16 protein-coding genes are annotated in these 17,211 nt (G+C 59.4%); 8 read left to right on the top strand and 8 right to left on the bottom strand.

The window, feature by feature from the left end; genetic code table 11:
- Positions 1–2: 2 nt before the first annotated feature.
- From P0O24_RS02585 to P0O24_RS02550, 8 genes are all read right to left on the bottom strand, one after another.
- Positions 3–1,736 carry a V-type ATP synthase subunit A gene (locus P0O24_RS02585; protein ID WP_316968176.1) on the bottom strand — a complete coding sequence of 578 codons (1,734 nt, stop codon included), beginning with the start codon at positions 1,734–1,736 and terminating at the stop codon, positions 3–5.
- Entirely contained in the window at positions 1,727–2,026 is a 300-nt protein-coding gene (locus P0O24_RS02580) for a V-type ATP synthase subunit F (RefSeq protein ID WP_316968175.1), read from the bottom strand. Before P0O24_RS02580 ends, P0O24_RS02585 begins: the two co-directional genes overlap by 10 nt.
- Positions 2,026–3,069 (bottom strand): V-type ATP synthase subunit C, encoded by a 1,044-nt coding sequence (locus tag P0O24_RS02575; RefSeq protein WP_316968174.1) that lies wholly within the window; start codon positions 3,067–3,069, stop codon positions 2,026–2,028. Before P0O24_RS02575 ends, P0O24_RS02580 begins: the two co-directional genes overlap by 1 nt.
- Before the next feature lie 4 nt (positions 3,070–3,073).
- Positions 3,074–3,622, bottom strand: coding sequence for a V-type ATP synthase subunit E family protein (locus P0O24_RS02570; RefSeq protein ID WP_316968173.1), 549 nt, complete (start codon positions 3,620–3,622; stop codon positions 3,074–3,076).
- Positions 3,623–3,651: 29 nt separating this feature from the next.
- Positions 3,652–3,909: an ATPase gene (locus P0O24_RS02565; protein ID WP_316968172.1), complete on the bottom strand. Its 258-nt coding sequence runs from the start codon at positions 3,907–3,909 to the stop codon at positions 3,652–3,654.
- A 33-nt stretch (positions 3,910–3,942) separates the two neighbouring features.
- The gene (locus tag P0O24_RS02560; RefSeq protein WP_316968171.1) at positions 3,943–6,009 is read right to left on the bottom strand and encodes a V-type ATP synthase subunit I; all 2,067 of its coding nucleotides are present in this window, start codon (positions 6,007–6,009) and stop codon (positions 3,943–3,945) included.
- Positions 6,002–6,328: an ATP synthase archaeal subunit H gene (gene ahaH / locus P0O24_RS02555; RefSeq protein ID WP_316968170.1), complete on the bottom strand. Its 327-nt coding sequence runs from the start codon at positions 6,326–6,328 to the stop codon at positions 6,002–6,004. Before ahaH ends, P0O24_RS02560 begins: the two co-directional genes overlap by 8 nt.
- Positions 6,329–6,472: 144 nt before the next feature.
- Positions 6,473–7,642 carry a RuBisCO large subunit C-terminal-like domain-containing protein gene (locus P0O24_RS02550; RefSeq protein ID WP_316968169.1) on the bottom strand — a complete coding sequence of 390 codons (1,170 nt, stop codon included), beginning with the start codon at positions 7,640–7,642 and terminating at the stop codon, positions 6,473–6,475.
- 321 nt (positions 7,643–7,963) lie between these two features.
- Here P0O24_RS02550 and fbp point away from each other — a divergent pair, with 321 nt between their 5' ends.
- From fbp to P0O24_RS02510, 8 genes are all read left to right on the top strand, one after another.
- Positions 7,964–9,076: a fructose-1,6-bisphosphate aldolase/phosphatase gene (gene fbp / locus P0O24_RS02545; protein WP_316968168.1), complete on the top strand. Its 1,113-nt coding sequence runs from the start codon at positions 7,964–7,966 to the stop codon at positions 9,074–9,076.
- 244 nt (positions 9,077–9,320) lie between these two features.
- A complete protein-coding gene (locus P0O24_RS02540) occupies positions 9,321–9,794 on the top strand; it encodes a 4Fe-4S binding protein (RefSeq protein WP_316968167.1) in 474 nt (157 codons plus the stop codon).
- 27 nt (positions 9,795–9,821) lie between these two features.
- Complete coding sequence (locus P0O24_RS02535) at positions 9,822–11,558, top strand: aldehyde ferredoxin oxidoreductase family protein (protein WP_316968166.1); 1,737 nt, start codon at positions 9,822–9,824, stop codon at positions 11,556–11,558.
- The gene (gene pfkB, locus P0O24_RS02530; protein ID WP_316968165.1) at positions 11,549–12,490 is read left to right on the top strand and encodes a 1-phosphofructokinase; all 942 of its coding nucleotides are present in this window, start codon (positions 11,549–11,551) and stop codon (positions 12,488–12,490) included. Before P0O24_RS02535 ends, pfkB begins: the two co-directional genes overlap by 10 nt.
- A 5-nt stretch (positions 12,491–12,495) precedes the next feature.
- Positions 12,496–13,422 (top strand): beta/alpha barrel domain-containing protein, encoded by a 927-nt coding sequence (locus P0O24_RS02525; protein WP_316968164.1) that lies wholly within the window; start codon positions 12,496–12,498, stop codon positions 13,420–13,422.
- A gap of 54 nt (positions 13,423–13,476) precedes the next feature.
- A complete protein-coding gene (locus tag P0O24_RS02520; protein WP_316968163.1) occupies positions 13,477–15,576 on the top strand; it encodes a thioredoxin domain-containing protein in 2,100 nt (699 codons plus the stop codon).
- Positions 15,577–15,698: 122 nt separating this feature from the next.
- Positions 15,699–16,424, top strand: coding sequence for a hypothetical protein (locus tag P0O24_RS02515; protein ID WP_316968162.1), 726 nt, complete (start codon positions 15,699–15,701; stop codon positions 16,422–16,424).
- 178 nt (positions 16,425–16,602) lie between these two features.
- Positions 16,603–17,211 carry a COG1470 family protein gene (locus P0O24_RS02510; RefSeq protein ID WP_316968161.1) on the top strand — a complete coding sequence of 203 codons (609 nt, stop codon included), beginning with the start codon at positions 16,603–16,605 and terminating at the stop codon, positions 17,209–17,211.

Below are 17,211 nucleotides of genomic sequence, written 5' to 3'. Positions count from 1 at the left end.
CCTCATGCCATCGTCTTGAACTCGCTCTCCATCTGAGCCTGCACCTTCGCGAGCTCCGGCTCGTAGTCCTCAAGAAGTCTGACCTTTGCCAGGGCGTCCTTCGAGGGAGTCCCGAGGATCACGTCGGTGGGAACGCCACGGGCGAGAGCCTCGAAGGCGTGATCCCTGAACTGGAGGATGGCCTTCAGCAGGTCGAACTGCTTCTTGTAGGGACAGAATGTGTCCACCGGGTGGAAGGCGCTCTGAGCCAGCCAGAAGTTGATGATCATCCTCGCGACCTCGAGGGTCAGCTGCTGATCCTCTGGCAGAGCGTCGGAGCCGACGAGCATCACGATCTCTTCCAGCTCGGCGTTCTCCTGGAGGATCTCCATGGCACGCCTCTTGTTCTTGTTCCAGTCGGGAGATACGTTCTCTACGAACCACGGCTCCAGTGCCAGGTCGTAGAGGGAGTAGCTGTCCAGCCAGTTGATCGACGGGAAGTGACGCCTCTGGGTGAGCTTAGAGTCGAGAGCCCAGAATACCTTCGTGATACGGAGGGTGTTCTGAGTTACGGGCTCGGTGAAGTCTCCTCCGGGGGGACTGACCGCTCCTACGATGCTGATGGAACCCTCTGTGCCCTCCAGGGTGGTCACCCTGCCGGACCTCTCGTAGAAGTCGGCGAGCCTCGCCCCGAGGTAAGCGGGATACCCTTCCTCACCAGGCATCTCTTCAAGACGGCTGGAGAGCTCTCTCATCGCCTCTGCCCACCGAGATGTGGAGTCGGCGGTCATCATGACGTCGTATCCCATATCTCTATAGTACTCTGCAGTGGTGATCCCGGTGTAGATGGACGCCTCCCTCGCGGCCACGGGCATGTTCGAGGTGTTGGCGTAGACGATGGACCTCTCCATCAGGGGCCTGTCGGTCCTGGGGTCCACCAGCTCCGGGAACTCGTGGAGCAGGTCCGCCATCTCGTTGCCGCGCTCACCACAGCCGACGTAGACGACTATGTCGACGTCCGACCACTTGGAGAGGGTCTGCTGCATGACCGTCTTGCCGGTGCCAAAGCCGCCGGGGATGGCCGCGGTTCCGCCCTTGGCCAGGGAGAAGAAGCCGTCAATGACCCTCTGTCCCGTCCTCAGGGGGATGGTGGGAGCCTCTTTAGATCTTGAAGGCCTCGCTCTTCGGACCGGCCAGTACTGGATCATGGGAAGCTCGGTTCCGTCCTCCAGGACACAGATCGTGTCTTCGACGTTGAAGTTGCCGGAATGGACCTCCTTTATGGTGCCCCTCTTGTCTGGAGGCATCATTATCTTGTGCTTGATGAGGAGCTGTTCCTGGACGGTTCCGATCGTCTGTCCCGGCTCCACCTTGTCGCCCTTCTTTGCGACGGGGGTGAACTCCCACTTCTTCTTATGATCGATACCATCAACGAAAAGACCTCTGCTGATGAAGTTTCCAGAAGCCTCCACCAGCTGGGGGAGAGGTCTCTGGATGCCGTCATAAATAGAGGTAAGAATCCCTGGACCGAGTTGTGCTACCAGGGGTGCACCGGTCTCCTTGACGGGTTCGCCCGGCTTCACGCCCGCGGTATCTTCGTATACCTGAATGACGTGCTTGTCCCCGGCGATGCCGATGACCTCGCTCATCAGCCCCTCTTCGCCGACCAAGACCAGGTCATACATGTGAGATTTAAGACCTGTAGCTTGCACCACCGGCCCGGCAATTCTGTAAACTTTGCCCGCGCCTACTTCCATAAATCAACACCTATTGCCCTTTTAATCTTCTCTCTCATCTCTGTGCTCTGCTCAGTTCCGATGGAGATCACCGTCGGCTTTACAGAGTCGGTAAGCGTTCCCCTCAGCCTTGAGGGGAGATTGTTGAAATCCGACTGGCTCAAGACCAGAATTCCTACATCAGGATCCGCCATGACCTCTTCGATCTTGGCGATCAGCTCATCTTCTGAAGTGGCCTCGTAAGCCTTCCTCACACCTGCCAGGGTGAAACCTATTACGGCATCACCGCTGCCGATGACTGCGATCTGCATTACGCCACCACCAGTTCTTCGATGAGTTCAGCAGAAAGTCCCGCCTCTTTGCCGCGGACGATCTTCCTGATGTTTGAGACTTCGGTATCTTTGCTGACGATATAACCGAGCACAGGAAGGATGGACAGAGGATGATAGTTCGATATCGCCCAGGCGTACCTCACCAGATATGCCCGCAGCCGCGCCTCTATCCTGCTCACACTGCCTCCTTCGGCCGCGACGTCAGATATGGCGCTCCAGAAGGGATAGCCTTCAAGCCCTCGGACGAACTCGTTGTAAGACTGGCCCGCCATCCGGCTCAGCTCGTCGTGGAGCTTCCCGCCGGGGATCAGGTTCTCCTGTATTACGCTTGCCTCGATTCCGGCCTTGTTCATCCGGAATAGGGTGACCAGGTTCTTGACGTCGATTTCCTTGCGGACGTACTTGAGAAGGAGGCCGCTACCAACAGAGAGGGTGCCGCCTACAGCCCGTTCCATCCGGAAGTAATACAGTTTGTCCAGGGCGTTCTCCACCGAAGAGAGCATATGTCCATCGAACTGAGTTAGAGCCTCGTAGTAGTCAGTCCCATCGAAAGCCTGTATGACCTCCTCGATCTTCTCCTTCTTGGCAAGGCCCTCCAGAAACTCTGGATCCAGCTCGCCGGCAGGGACGAGATACTTCATTATCTCCTCTTCGCTCGCCCCGTGGAACTTGCCTCGGAGTATCGTCTTGATGTTCCAGATATCCCAACGCCTCAAGTACTCGAGAATGAGGAACTGAGGTTCATCGATCGAAACCCTCAGGAGCTTCCTGTAGGTATTGGCAAGGTTGGCGAAGGTGGCGTACTCCACCAGCTCAGCGCCGGAGTGGTCCTTGGCCATCGAATCGATCTCTTCCTTGTATTGGGTCTCCTCCAAGTAACGGGTGATCTCGGGTATCTCCATGCCGAGCATCCTCTGATACATCTCGTGGGGTATGAGTTTGGTCTTCATAGCCCTAACTCTGCCCGTGATGTATGCGTACTTCACCGGTTTTCCGAACTTCGGCAAACGTAGTACCGGCATGGACTCACCCAAACAGTATCTTGGAGACGTCTTTCATGGACTTGCTGAATGCTTCACTCGCCAGAGTTTCGTAGGTGTGATCGTAGCTCATCGATCCATCTTCGCTCTCTATTACGACTCCGCCAGCGGTATCGACAGTCCCGACAAAGTTGGGGGCAAGAGAAGAGACGAAGGCCTCGTCCTTCTTGCTGGACTTGACCTTCATCTCTTTCAGGTTGTAGGGCTTGACGATCTCCTTGATGAGGTTCTCGTTCTCCTTCTCGGGCAGCTTTGATACCGCCTCGACGAGCTTCTTACGAGTCTCATCCATGAGATCTTTGCGCACGTTCAGCTCCGCCCTCTTCACCTGAAGATGAGCGCTGGATATTACCCTGCGCTCGAGAGCCTCTACGGCGCTGTCTGCCTCCCCTTCTTTTTCGGACTTGATTTCCGCGGCACGTTCTCTGGCTTCATTAAGTATCCTTGCAACCTCTTGCTCGGTCTCGGCGTTTATCTCCGCGACCTTGCTCTTGCTGGAGGCAAGGATGTCCTCAACTACTGCGTCTAGTGCCATTCCTCTCGACCTCGCTCAGGATGGCGAATTCACGCGAAGGGCGTCCAGGCGAACATCAGGATCAGCGAAACAGCAAGACCGAAGATGATGAGCGTCTCGGGCAGAAGCATCAGGAAGAGACCCTTGCCCAGGAAGCCGGGCTCCTCTGCCACGACACCAACCACAGCAGCTCCGATACCCTGCTCACCAACACCTGCACCAATACCGGCAAGTCCAGTCGCAAGACCGGCGCCAACAGCTATAAGTCCGTACAGTATTCCACCATCGACAATATTTTCTACTACCATTTCCTTATCCCTCCGTTAATTAATCCTAATCGCTCAATCTCTCAGGAACCTTCGGACACGTCCGAAGGGTGAGTACTCAACTCCACCACCATGACCGCTGTAGAACTTGGTGAACATCTCCACGTAATGCAACCTCAGAGGGTGCATGAACGGAGAGAGGATCCCCAGGAGCAGGTTGATGAAGTGAACAGTGACCAATACAACTATACCGACGACGATCGCGATCGTCGTGAAGCCATCATGTCCTCCGCCGCTCAGCATCGGCATCGCAACGTAGAATGCCAGCTGGTTTGCAGCGAAAGCGACGCCCACCGATGCGAGGCCTATGGCCAGAAGTCGCAGGTAGGATATCAGGTTGCTCACAAAGAAGGGCACGTGAGTTACGCCCATGACCCCTTCGGGACCCTTCACCATCATGCCTATGGAAACGACGAGGATCACCGCGCTCAAGATTACGAGCGGATGGCTCAATCCCCCAATGATCATTCCCAGAAGACCAACGACGAAGAAGACCTGGAAGAGGAGCACGGGGAGCCTCTCGAAGTAGGCGTGCTTCTTCTCACCGTACGCCAGCTCGTTCTTTACGCCCAGGATAGAACCAACGCCCGTGTGGATGACGCCGATGAATAGGCTGATCCCGATCAACACAAGAACAGAGGCGGTCTCCAACCTGAACATCGGGAATACGGGGCCAGCAAAGCCGGCAATTGTGGGGCCAATCCTTCCAAGGGGACCGTAGAATTCAGGTCCAAAGTCGATGCCGATGCTGTGCGGATGGGCCACCGTCCCCAGAAGCCCCACGTGGTGAGCGCCACTGAATATGTAGGCCCACAATCCGAGTGGCCCGAAGAACTCTCCGAATAGGATACCGAATATTATAGCCCATATGCTCGATATCATGACGATGCTTATCAGAGACTGCCAGCCTGGCGTCCTGAACTTTCGCCGGAGCATCAGCATGACGAGGAATATGATCAATCCGTACCCTACATCTCCCAAGATCAGGCCGAACATCAGCGGGAAGAAGACGAATATCAGAGGCGTCGGGTCGAACTCCTTGTACTCAGGAATGGCAAAGAGCCGCGTGATCAGCTCGAAGGGTCGGACCACCTTGGGGTTGTCCATCTTTGTGGGGATGTCCTCGCCGCCCTCGACGAGCTTCTCAGCCTCGGAACTCTCCAGCATCTCTACCTGGACCCGGCTCCCAGATACGCTCTCCAGTTCCTTCTTCATCATATCGAACTGACCGGTAGGCACCCAACCGTCGACTACGAAGGCGTTCTCCGTCGAGGCGAACCTCAGGGGCGACTCAGCCTTCTGGGACTGTATCGATATGTGCTCGTCGATGGCCAGAATAAGGTCCTCGTGCTGAGCTTTGAGATCCTTCAGCTTCTTCTCCAGCGGCGCCTTCTCTCCCTCCAGCCTCTTGGCGTCGGACTCGAGGGTGCTTATGGCACCGGCGACGCTTCCGGTCAGTCCCCGGGGTACGGATACCTCAGAGAACCCGTGCTCAGAGAGAACCGCTGAAACATCTCCTGCCTTCTCCACCGGCACGAAGACCGCCACAGCGTTCGTTCCACCTGAAGTTGAAGAGAATACCTCGTTGACGTATGAGACCTTCGAGACGTCGGCCTCTACGGGAGATGCGACGGTCCCCACAAAAGCTGCGAGGGAGTCGTAGCCGTATAAAAGCTCCAGATCAAGCGGAAGCCCGGCCAGGGGTTTCAGGGACTTGGCCTGATCCTGCTTGACCTTGATCTCGTTATCGATCTCAGCGATCCGCTCGGCGGTAGCGATAACATCGTCGCCGACGCTGCCGAGGATCCCGTCCATCTGCGAGAGGACCTGAGACTCTGGGAACTGTTTGTCAGGCATCTTGTCGCTGATATCCAGGTATCTCTCGATGGACCGGAGCTTTATGAGCTGTTCGGCGTATAAAGAAGCCTTTTCCAGGGACTTGCCCATCTCGAAGGATTCATCAGCACCAGAATAGTTGACGAGGTGCAACAGGTTCATCTCGTGCAACTTCTCTATGATAGGTTCTACAACCTTATTCGACCCGGCGACGACAACACGACTCATCTCAACGGGTCTAAGCATGCAACAACCCCATAAACTCCTTTAATAGATGTTCTACTGCTTTGTCCACCTTCGCGCTGGCGTTGCCCCTCATCGCATTTACGCTCTTCATCCCTTCATCGATGATCGACTGCTTCTTGGACTGAACTGCGTTGTTGGCGTCTGCAAGACGCTTTTCATAATACTCTTGCGATTCAGCCTCGGCGTTTCTCACAATGTTCGTCGCTTCGACAGTGGCATCGGCGATTCGCTTGTCTCGCTCTTGTTGGGCCCGCTCGATGCTGGCTTGAGCATCGGCTTCCGCCTGCTTAATCTTCGATAAGATTTCGTGTCTCGTCATCTGATCCCTCTACCCTCACTACATCTTTACCGTTTTCAGACAGCGCTACAATCACTCAAGCTGTGATAAACGCTCTCTCCTCATAACATGTAACAATATAAACTCTTCGGTTTTGGGGTACATCGTCTCCCGTTCTGGAATATCTCACCGGGACCACAACTTCAACGCCGCTTCCAGCTCTTTGTGGCTTCTGGCGTACTCCTCCTCCGATACGCCGGCGATCCAGGCCTCCACAGCCTGGACCATCGCCTTCGCGCCGCCGGTCGTCCCCCATGGGTGGCCGTGGACCCCGCCCCCCGCCTGGACTATGCAGTCGGTCCCGTAGCCTTCGAGGTTGGGACGGACGTTCCCGGGGTGGACGCCCCCTGAAGCGACGGGGAAGACTGGGGATAGGCCGTACCATTCGTCCCGCAGGGCGTCCCTGCACCGGTCGTTCTCCTCCCTGTCGCCGGCCATCTTGCCGAGGTAGCTTCCGGTATGGAGGTTCGTTCCCCCAGCCATCCGAACGAGCCTGGATATCGGTATCATCGATATCCCGTGACTTCTGTCCCGGGTGAAGGCTCCGTGCATCGTCCTGTGGACGTGGACGGGTACCTTTACCCCTCGGGAGAGGACCTCCAGGGCGGAGAAGCCCGATGTGAGGACGTCCACCATCACCATGTTGGCACCGCGATCGATGACCTCCTCGGCCCGCCCCAGGATCTCCTCGGCGCCACTGGTGACGTTGACGGCGTAGAACGCCTTCTTCCCGGTCTCTTCCTCGACCTTCGATAGCTCCGCCATCACCGCCTCCACCCTCTCGTCCATGGGGCAGAAGGACTGGTCGGTGAGGGTCTCGTCATCCTTGATGAGGTCGAGGCCGCCCCGCACCGCCTGCCCCGCCACCTCTGCGGTCTCTCTGGGGCTGAGCCCCACCTTCGGCTTGATGATCGTCCCCACCAGGGGACGGTCGAAGACCCCGAGGATCTTCCGGGCCTCCTTTATGCCGAACCTCGGACCTTTGTGAGCCGAGACGAGGCTCTGGGGGAAGATGACGTCCAGGAGCCGGACCTTCTTGAGGTCTCCGAGGCCGAAGAGGTTTCCGGCCACGACGGAGAGGTACTGAGGCATATTCCCGGCCTCGAAGAGTTCTTCGGGGAAGGCGACGTACGCGAAGTTTCCCTCCGCCCTCACGACCCGGGCCGAGAGGTCAGATGCCAGCTTCTCACGCTCTACATCGGTCCAGGTCCCCGTCGACTGCTCCGCCGCGATAGCCTCTGCGGCCTTCTCAATGGGAAGATCGGTCTCGACGCGATATTTTGCTATGACTTCCATAATCCTCGAACGCTCCTCAACGTATGAGGTGGCCCTCCCCCGTAATAAAACTCTCTGGACCTCTCCGATTCACGGGCCCCAGTCCCGGCCCCGGAATAGAGGATACCATCGATAACCGACCCTTTCGGGATCTGGGTGTAAAAAAACGGAACCGTAACAGGTAAAAGGGTTCAGGTACAGCGTGATGCAATAGAATCACCGCGACCGGTTGGCAACGATCCGAATCAACGCTCCCCTTGTCAGTCATCGGCCAAAGGCGGTTGGGGGGGTTAAAGATCTCGATTTCGATTAGAAGGGTCGACCGGATAGAGGGGATTGTAAATGAGCAAAATCACTATCAGCTTAATCAAGGCAGACGTCGGAGGATGGCCCGGACACGCCACCGTTCACCCGGCTCTGAAGGAGATCGCCGAGTCGTCTCTTGCCCAGGAGAAGGCCAATGGAAAGATCATAGACTTCAAGGTGATGTCCGTCGGCGACGACCTCCAGCTCCTGATGACCCACAGTCTGGGTGAGGACAACGCCGAGATCCACGGCCTGGCCTGGGAGGTGATGTGCAAGGCGACGGAGAAGGCCGAGGAGCTGAAGCTCTACGGCGCCGGCCAGGACCTCCTATGCGACGCCTTCTGCGGCAACATCAAGGGGATGGGGCCCGGAGTCGCAGAGATGGAGTTCGCCGAGCGGGGCGCGGAGCCGGTAGTCGCCTTCATGATGGACAAGACCGAGCCGGGGGCCTTCAACCTCCCCATATTCAAGATCTTCGCCGACCCCTTCAACACCGCTGGCCTCGTCATCGACCCCAACATCCACGGGGGGTTCATCTTCGAGATCTGGGATATCATGGAGCACAAGAAGGTTCTGATGGACTCTCCTGCGGAGATGTACGACATCCTCGCCCTCATCGGCGCCAAGAGCAGGTACGTCATCAAGAGGGTCTACCCCAAAGCAGGGAAGCTCCCCGGAGACGAGGCCGCCGCCGTCATCAGCACCGAGAAGCTCTACCAGACGGCGGGGACCTACGTAGGAAAGGACGACCCCGTCGCCCTGGTAAGGGCCCAGTCTGGGCTTCCCGCTCTTGGAGAGGTCCTGGAGCCCTTCTCCCTCGGCCACCTCGTCAGCGGATGGATGAGAGGGAGCCACAACGGCCCCCTGATGCCCTGCGCCTTCGAGGACGCCATCTGCACCAGGTTCGACGGACCCCCCAGGGTCATAGCCGCGGGGTTCCAGATCGCGAGAGGGATGCTCATCGGCCCCGTCGACCTTTTCAGAGACCCCGCCTTCGACCTCACCAGGCAGAGGGTCCACGAGGTCACAGACTACATGAGAAGGCACGGTCCCTTCGAGCCCCACAGGCTCCCCATGGAGGATATGGAGTACACCACCCTCCCCCACGTCCTCGATGCCCTGGGCAAGAGGTTCGAAGACGCCAAGTGAGTTCCGACGGCGGCCTAGGGGGGAGGTTTAGAGACCAGCCGTTTCAGACGGCCCCTCTTCCACCGATGATCCACCTGCTGCCGACCTCTCCGCCGCCCCTCGGGGGACTAGAAATGATTAATAATTATGCGAACTAATTTTAGGTCGGCACGAAGTTTAGGTCGGCACGGAGGGATGGACCGGCCAAGCCGTTCTCCATTCAGCGAAGATGCGACCGCGATCTTTTGAGGAAGGTAAAGGAGCTATGAAAGAGGCTGAAGCTGGGACCGGCGGGGAGTCGAAGGAGGCCCCCCCGGAGAGGGCCAAGAGGAAGAGGAGGAGGCTGAAGGTCGCCCACCCCGAACGGTGCATCGGTTGCCTCTCCTGCATGTTCGCCTGCAGCAGGATCAACGCTGGCCGAGCCTCCCTCGACAGGAGCGCCATCAGGGTGAAGACCCAGGGGGGGCTGGAAGGGGACTTCGCCGTGGTGATCTGCCGCGCCTGCAAAGACCCTCCATGCGTTGCGGCCTGCCCCCGGGGGGCGCTGGAGAAGAGGGGGGACGGGAGGGTCGTCTTCAAGAAGGACCTCTGTGACGGGTGCGGTGCCTGCGCCGACGCCTGCCTCATACGGGCGATATCCATGGACGCTGAAGGGAAGGCGATCAAGTGCAAGCACTGCGGAGCATGCGTCGCCTTCTGCCCCCACGGGGTCCTGGAGATGGAAGAGGTGGAGGAGTGAAGATTATCGGGAAAGGAGGTGGAACGGATGCTCAGAAGAGTTCTTTACATCGATCTCGACAAAAAGGAGAGCTTCGTCGAGGATAGGGGCGACCTCTTTGAGGAGTGGCTGGGGGGAACCGGTGTGGCGACCCAGCTCCTCCTGGAAGAGTGTCCGCAAGGAACAGACCCCCTCTCGCCGGAGGCGCCCATAATATTCGGGATCGGACCGCTCACCGCCCTATTTCCGGCGATGACCAAGACCGTTGCGACCTTCAAATCCCCCCTCAACGGCGAGCTGGGGGAGTCCTACGCCGGCGGGAGGCTCGCCATGTCCATGAGGTTCGCAGGCCATGAGGCGATAGTCATCAGGGGCGCAGCAGACCGGCCCTGCTACATCTCCATCAGGGATGGCGAGGTGAAGATCAAGGACGCAAGGTCGATATGGGGGATACCCGCCACCGTCGTCGGCTACATCCTGCGCGACGTGGAGAAGGGTGTGGGCCGAAGAAGCATCATCAGGATCGGGCCCGGAGGCGAGCAGCTCGTCAAGTACGCCGGGGTCGTCGTCGACACTTACAGACACTTCGGGAGGCTGGGCCTGGGCGCCGTCTTCGGCTCGAAGAACCTGAAGGCGATGGTAGTCTCGGGGACGGAGGATGTGGAGGTCCCAGACCCCAAAAGGTACAGGGAGATCTACAACCAGCTCTACAGGACTGTCGTCAAGACCGACGCCATGGAGAAGTATCACGACATCGGAACCCCCATCAACATCAACGTCTTAAACCAGCTGAAAGGGCTTCCCACCCGAAACTTCCAAGACAGCAGCTTCGAAGCGGCGGAGAAGATCAGCGGCGAGGTTCTCGCCGACAACTACCTATTCCGGAGGGTATCCTGCGCCCACTGCCCCATCGGCTGCATCCACATCGGTATGCTCAAGACCTCCTTCTCCCGCCATCACGAGTACGAGATCAGAAAGATATCCTACGACTTCGAGCTGATCTACGCCCTGGGATCAAACCTCGGCGTCACCTCTCCCGAGGGGATTTTAGAGCTGATTGAGGCCTGCGAGCGGCAGGGGATCGACGCCATCAGCACCGGAGTCGTCCTCGCCTGGGCGACGGAGGCCCTGGAGCGGGGGCTCATAACCACCGAGGATACCCTGGGCCTGGCCCTAAAATGGGACGACGTCGAGGGCTATTTGAAGGCGATAGACGAGATCGTCAAGAAGAAGAACGAGTTCTATTCGGCCCTGGCAGAAGGGGTCGAGGTCGCCTCGGAAAAGTACGGCGGCAGGGAATTCGCCATGGCCCTCGGCGGAAACGAGGTTCCTGGCTACCACACCGGTCCCGCATCCATCGTAGGCCTCACCGTGGGGGTGAGGCACTCCCACCTGGACAACGCCGGATACGGCATAGACCAAAAGGCAGCGAAGAAGAGCCTCAGCCCCGAAGAGATGGTCGACGCCATCATCCAGGAGGACGACGCGAGGGGGGTCTACAACTCCCTCATTGGCTGCCTCTTTGCTCGAGGCGTCTATTCCACCGAGAACATCATCGAGGCCCTGGGATCGGTGGGGATCGAGAGGAGCGTGGAGGATCTGGAGATCCTGGGAAGAAAGATCTTCGAAGAGAAGTACAGGTTCAAGGTGCGGGAGGGCTTCGACCTGAAAAAGGCCAGGATACCGGCCAGGTTCTACGAGACCGTCTCCACGGTGGGGATGGTCGATCCCGAGACGGTGGAGACTATGATGAAGATCTACCGGGAGAGGAGAGGATGGGCATGATTTACACCATAACCCTGAACCCTGCCCTCGATCGGACCCTCCTCATCGACGAGATGAGAGAGGACGTCCCCAACAGGATAATCCGAGAGGAGAGCTACGCCGGAGGGAAAGGGATCGACGTATCCAAGGTCCTGACCGCCTTCGGCATAGAGAACAGAGCCCTCGGCTTCATCGCCGGCTTTGCGGGGAGGCAGCTGGAGGGCCAGCTGGTCAGAGACGGTACCGGCTGCAGCTTCATCCCCGTATCCGGCGAGACGAGGATCAACGTCATCGTCCACGAGATCGCCACCGGCCGTCAGATCATCTTCAACTCCATAGGCCCCATGGTCAAGCCCTTCGAGCTGATCGAGATCGTCGACGTGGTGAAACGGGTGGAGGAGCCGGAGTTCGTCAGCATCGGCGGAAGCCTCCCGCCGGGAGCCCACCCCGAGATCTATCGGAAGATCATAGAGACCGCACGGCTTCGAGGAGCGAAGGTGGTCCTGGACGTAGACAGGGAGGCGCTCTCGGTGGGGATAAGGGGCAAGCCCGACATCATCAAGCCTAACATCCACGAGCTGAGCCACCTTTCAGGAAAAAAGCTTGAGAAGAGGGGGGAGATCCTGGAGGCGGCCCGAAAGATCAACAGAAAGGGGGTGGAAACCGTCCTCGTCTCCATGGGGCCGAAGGGAATCCTCCTCGTCTCCGACGGGAAGGCCTACCAAGCGGTACCTCCAAAGGTGGAGGTGGTGAACACCATCGGCGCCGGAGACTCCTCAGTGGCGGGGTTCATCTACGGCCTCTCGAAAGGAGATGACCTTAAAGAGGCCCTGATCTGGGCGACGGCCGCCGGGACGGCGACGACGCTGCGACGGGGGACGGCCCTCGCCACCCGGGAGGACGTCGAGAAGATCGTCCCCCTGGTGGAGGTTGAGACGATATCGGAGGATTGAGGAAGATGACGATAAAGATAGGACGTGAGGACGTATCGGTACCCCTGGACGTCCCCCCGGGAATGAGGGACGATTACATCGACCATTACCTCGAGATCACAAAGGAGAGCGGCAGGCTGATGCTCTTCGCCGGCGACCAGAAGGTAGAGCACCTCAACCGGGACTTCTTCGGAGAGGGGATCAGCCCCGAGGACGCGGACCCCGAGCACCTCTTCCGGATCGCCAACAGGGGTAAGATCGGGGTCTTCGCCGCCCAGCTCGGCCTCATCGCGCGATACGGAATGGATTATCCGAGGGTCCCCTACCTCGTCAAGCTCAACTCCAAGACCGACCTTGTCAAGACTGACCAGATGGACCCCAGAAGCCTCCAGCTCATAGAAGTCGATCAGGTGGCGGATTTTGCCGACGACAGCGGCCTCGACATTCTGGGGGTCGGCTACACCGTCTACCTGGGGAGCGAGCACGAGGCAGAGATGCTCCGGGAGGCGGCCCAGGCGGTATATCAGGCCCACAGCCTCGGGCTCGTCACCGTCCTCTGGATCTACCCCCGGGGCAGAGCCGTAAGCAATGAGAAGGACCCCCACCTCATCGCGGGAGCGACCGGGGTCGCCGCAGCCCTGGGCTCAGACTTTGTAAAGGTCAACTATCCGAAGAGGGAGGGCGAGAGGTCCCAGGAGATCTTCAAAGAGGCGGTGGCCGCCGCCGGGAGGACGAAGGTCGTCTGCGCCGGAGGGGCGAGCCGCGACCCCGAAGAGTTCCTTCGGGAGCTCCACGACCAGATCCACATCAGCGGGGCCGCCGGGAACGCCACCGGAAGGAACATTCATCAGAAGGGGCTCGACGAGGCGGCGAGGATCTGCGACGCCATCTACGCGATAACCGTCGAGGACAGAAGCGTCGAAGAGGCTCTGCGAATATACCACGGGGATTGAAGGGCGGCGTGATCGAGAACAGCGCCGCCATGAAGAGTCGAGCTGGTGATCATTATGGGAACTAAAAAGAACCGACTGGCTTACGAATCGAGCCCCTATCTCCTCCAGCATGCTGATAACCCCGTCGACTGGCACCCCTGGGGGGAGGAGGCCTTCAGGAAGGCGGATAGGGAGGATAAGCCGGTCTTCCTCTCGATAGGGTACTCCACCTGCCACTGGTGCCACGTCATGGCCCGCGAGTCCTTCGAGGACGAGGAGGTGGCCGGCCTTCTGAACGCCACCTTCGTCTGCATAAAGGTGGATCGGGAGGAGAGGCCGGACATCGACGCCGTCTACATGAACGTCGCGCAGATGATGACCGGCTCCGGCGGCTGGCCCCTCAACGTCATCCTCACCCCCGATAAGAAGCCCTTCTTCGCCGCCACCTACATCCCCCGGGAGTCGAGGTTCGGAAGGATTGGGATGCTGGACCTCGTCCCGAGGATCGGCCTCCTCTGGAGGACGGAGCGGGGCGAGCTTCTCAATTCCGCGGAGGAGGTGACCGCCGCCCTCCGACGGTCCCCACCGGAGGTCCCCGGAAGGGGGCTCGACGAGGCGGCGATCAGACAGGCATACCAGAGCCTCGTCGCCCGCTTCGATGCCAGAAACGGGGGTTTCGGGTCCGCCCCCAAGTTCCCCTCGGCCGCCACCTTCCTCTTCCTCCTCCGCCACGCCAAGAGGACCGGCGATCCCGGAGGCCTCTCCATGACGGAGATCAGCCTGAACGCCATGAGGAGGGGTGGGATCTTCGACCATCTCGGATACGGTTTTCACCGTTACTCCACGGACGCCGGCTGGATCCTCCCCCACTTCGAGAAGATGCTCTACGACCAGGCGATGATCGCCATCGCATGCCTCGAGGCCCACCAGGCCTCCGGGGACGAGAGGTACGGCAGGATCGCCCGGGAGGTCTTCGAGTACGTCCTGAGGGATCTTGCCTCTCCTGAAGGGGGCTTCTACTCCGCCGAGGACGCCGACAGCGAGGGAGAGGAGGGGAAGTTCTACCTCTGGACGAATGGCGAGCTGAACGCTCTCCTCGACGGCGAAGAGGCAGCAGCCGCGGCGAGGGTCTTCGACGTCCGGGGTGAGGGAAACTTCCGGGAGGAGGCGACGGGACGGTTCACAGGAAAGAACGTCCTCCACCTGAAGAGGGCAGTCGGAGAGGTGGCGGAAGAGCTGGGGGTCAGAGAGGCTGATCTGTATGAGAGGCTCCAGGTAGCCCGCCAGAAGCTATTCTCCGCCCGAAAGGAGAGGACAAGGCCCCTCCTGGACGACAAGATCCTCGCCGACTGGAACGGCCTCACCATCGCCGCCCTCGGACGGGGCGCCCAGGTACTGGGGGAGGTGGCCCTGGAAAAGGCGGCATCCAGGGCTGCGGATTTCGTCCTGGAGAAGATGAGGGACGGGGATGGACGGCTCCTCCACCGCTACCGCCGGGGATCCGCCGGGATCCTGGGAAACCTCGACGACTACGCCTTCCTGATATGGGGGCTCCTGGAGCTCTACGAGGCGGGGTTCGAGACGAAATACCTCCAAGCAGCCAACGACCTCGCGGGAGATATGGTGGGGAGGTTCCATGACGAGGAGGGTGGAGGCTTCTACTTCACCCCCATCGACGGCGAGGATCTGATCCACAGGAGAAAGGACTCCCACGACGGCGCCCTCCCCTCGGGAAACGCCGTGGCCGTCTTCGACCTTCTGAGGCTCGCCAGGATGAACGCCGATCCGAAGCTCGAAGTGATCGCCTCAAAAGCCTTGGATGCCTTCGCCCCCCGGGCGTGGGCTGCTCCGGCCGCACACCTCCACCTCCTCTCTGCCCTCGACTTCGCCCTGGGACCGGCATCGGAGGTGGTGATAATAGGGCATCCGGATTCCCCGGATACCGGAGAGATGAAGAGGGCCCTCTGGTCGAGGTATCTGCCCAGAAAGGTAGTTCTCTTCAGGCCCGCGGGAGAGGAACCGGATCTATCTATGTTCCCCGAGTTCGCGGCGCACCTCTCGATGGTGGACGAAAAGGCGACGGCCTACGTCTGCAGAGAGTACGTCTGCCACCGGCCGACGACGGACCCCTTGGAGATGCTGGCGAGGATCAACCGGCCATCTCGGGGCTCTTGAGATTCGAAGGCGGGTTTTTGTCGATGAAAAGCTTATTAACGGTGGAACGAAATTGTGAGATGGCAGTGGGGATAAAAACGCTGCCCTCTAACGGAGTGGGAAAAAATGAAAGAGGTGTTAGCTTGAAATATAGATGTATCGTTCTATCTTTGATCCTCGCCATCTCCCTATTATCAGGATTTTCGATGGCACAAAATGCCGACGAATCGACGAACGGGACGGAGATCGACACGACGGTCGTCGCCGGGCCGACGGAGACGTCAACGACCGACTTAGATGCGGCAGAACCCGAGGCCTTTACGCAACCAGAGACGTCGGCCACCGAAGGTGCCGAGTCTGCGGCTTTGACCCTCCAGGGAACCTGGATATTGACCGCTGACGACTCCCTAATCTCCATGGTCATCCACCAGTCGGAGGATATCCTCTTCGGCGCCGCCAACTCCCAGACCCCCAAGCCCTGGAACGGCGTAGTCTCCGGGTCAGTGTCAGGTGACGATATCGAGCTTCATATCCTATCCCTCCAGGACGGCGTCCTGGTATCGACGCTGATCGTCGGGACCGCCACCGCAGATGACCTCGCGGGAAGCTTCGTCCAGTCCGATAGCAACGGGAAGGTCAACGAGGGGATGATCTCCGGCTTTTTGGCCAACCCCGACACCTCGGGGTATGAGCCCGCCAGGGTGGCCGCTGCAGCCCCGGTGACGACCGCCGCCACGTTGACCCCAGCCGCCGAGACCCCCGCCGTCGCGATGACGGCACCGACGACCGACGACGGCCGAAAAAAGCCGGTGGACGTGACCACCTTAATGTCGTTCCCAGTTGGAGCCGGCGCACCTTTGCCGATTTAGGTTAATTTTTAGGAGACTCCAAGTCGGGTTTGCGGTCCCCCCCGGCGGGGTGGCCGCAGTTCTCCACCATTTTTTATCCGGTCCGTATATCTGGCGGCCTCACCTTCAGATCGGCTTTTTCCTCAGGATCTCATATCTGTCCGAAAGGAGTTTAATCATGGTCAGCCTATAAAAGAGCATGAAACGAGTCTTTGCTGCTCTTCTCCTCCTCATAATCGCAGGAGGGGCGGAGGCGTCGGTATTCTTCAAGATCGTGGATGCTCCGACCATCTTCGTCAGCCCAGAAGGCGAAGCCGGCTTCACCATATCCGTCCAGAACCTGGGGTCCCAGAGCACCTATGCGGGGCTCATCTTCAGAAACATCCCCGAGGGGCTCTCCATAGTCGGCCCCCGTTGCACCAAATGGGTCGATTCAGGGACGAGGCGAAAGTTCGACTGTCAGCTCTTGGTGGAGGCGGCGGCCGTTCCTCCGGGAAGCTACACCTTTGAAGTCGGGATCGCAGCCGCGGGAGCCCCGCCGGAGTGGACCCCCGTCGAGGTCATCGTCGCCGACGATCCGGCTCCAGGAGCAGACCGTGCCGAAGATGCCGTTTCGAAGGAGCCTTATGAGGATCTGATGGAGCAGGAGGAGGAGTATCCGGCCTGCCCCGTCGTGAGAGACCTGGGTGGAGCAGAAGGAGATGGAACATCCGAGAGGGAGGAGATGCCGGGGTTCGGGATATGCGCCGCCCTGGGCGCCGCAGCGGTGCTGATTTTTAGAAGGGGGAGGAGGATCGGAGGGGGGTGA

It is taken from the genome of Candidatus Methanocrinis alkalitolerans (assembly GCF_029167205.1).
Lineage (GTDB): Archaea > Halobacteriota > Methanosarcinia > Methanotrichales > Methanotrichaceae > Methanocrinis > Methanocrinis alkalitolerans.
This window is presented reverse-complemented; position numbering and strand designations above follow the sequence as displayed.

Excerpts from the sequence above, each read along its gene's own strand:
- P0O24_RS02585 (WP_316968176.1), bottom strand. The coding sequence starts at position 1,736 with ATGGAAGTAGGCGCGGGCAAAGTTTACAGAATTGCCGGGCCGGTGGTG.
- P0O24_RS02580 (WP_316968175.1), bottom strand. The coding sequence starts at position 2,026 with ATGCAGATCGCAGTCATCGGCAGCGGTGATGCCGTAATAGGTTTCACC.
- P0O24_RS02575 (WP_316968174.1), bottom strand. The coding sequence starts at position 3,069 with ATGCCGGTACTACGTTTGCCGAAGTTCGGAAAACCGGTGAAGTACGCA.
- P0O24_RS02570 (WP_316968173.1), bottom strand. The coding sequence starts at position 3,622 with ATGGCACTAGACGCAGTAGTTGAGGACATCCTTGCCTCCAGCAAGAGC.
- P0O24_RS02565 (WP_316968172.1), bottom strand. The coding sequence starts at position 3,909 with ATGGTAGTAGAAAATATTGTCGATGGTGGAATACTGTACGGACTTATA.
- P0O24_RS02560 (WP_316968171.1), bottom strand. The coding sequence starts at position 6,009 with ATGCTTAGACCCGTTGAGATGAGTCGTGTTGTCGTCGCCGGGTCGAAT.
- ahaH (WP_316968170.1), bottom strand. The coding sequence starts at position 6,328 with ATGACGAGACACGAAATCTTATCGAAGATTAAGCAGGCGGAAGCCGAT.
- P0O24_RS02550 (WP_316968169.1), bottom strand. The coding sequence starts at position 7,642 with ATGGAAGTCATAGCAAAATATCGCGTCGAGACCGATCTTCCCATTGAG.
- fbp (WP_316968168.1), top strand. The coding sequence starts at position 7,964 with ATGAGCAAAATCACTATCAGCTTAATCAAGGCAGACGTCGGAGGATGG.
- P0O24_RS02540 (WP_316968167.1), top strand. The coding sequence starts at position 9,321 with ATGAAAGAGGCTGAAGCTGGGACCGGCGGGGAGTCGAAGGAGGCCCCC.
- P0O24_RS02535 (WP_316968166.1), top strand. The coding sequence starts at position 9,822 with ATGCTCAGAAGAGTTCTTTACATCGATCTCGACAAAAAGGAGAGCTTC.
- pfkB (WP_316968165.1), top strand. The coding sequence starts at position 11,549 with ATGGGCATGATTTACACCATAACCCTGAACCCTGCCCTCGATCGGACC.
- P0O24_RS02525 (WP_316968164.1), top strand. The coding sequence starts at position 12,496 with ATGACGATAAAGATAGGACGTGAGGACGTATCGGTACCCCTGGACGTC.
- P0O24_RS02520 (WP_316968163.1), top strand. The coding sequence starts at position 13,477 with ATGGGAACTAAAAAGAACCGACTGGCTTACGAATCGAGCCCCTATCTC.
- P0O24_RS02510 (WP_316968161.1), top strand. The coding sequence starts at position 16,603 with ATGAAACGAGTCTTTGCTGCTCTTCTCCTCCTCATAATCGCAGGAGGG.